Origin of the sequence: Streptomyces sp. URMC 126 (genome assembly GCF_051386555.1) — a bacterium.
Lineage (GTDB): Bacteria > Actinomycetota > Actinomycetes > Streptomycetales > Streptomycetaceae > Streptomyces.
The window spans coordinates 1-237 of record NZ_JBPQTX010001330.1; the positions used below are offsets into that span (position 1 = coordinate 1).

1 protein-coding gene is annotated in these 237 nt (G+C 67.1%); it reads left to right on the plus strand.

Going from position 1 to position 237, the window contains the following annotated elements; genetic code table 11:
* Window positions 1-237, plus strand: a 237-nt coding sequence (locus ACSNOK_RS36150) for a class II fructose-bisphosphate aldolase (protein ID WP_436784881.1), incomplete at both ends; no start/stop codon positions are given.

Consider the following 237-nt stretch of genomic DNA (forward strand, 5'->3'; position numbering starts at 1 on the left):
GCGCTGGAGAACGGCGTCGTGAAGATGAACCTCGACACGGACACGCAGTACGCGTTCACGCGGCCGGTCGCGGACCACATGTTCCGCAACTACGACGGTGTCCTGAAGGTCGACGGCGAGGTCGGCAACAAGAAGACGTACGACCCGCGCAGCTGGGGCAAGCTGGCCGAGGCGGGCATGGCCGAGCGCGTCACGAAGGCGTGCGCGGACCTGCGCTCGACGGGCACGAAGCTCAAG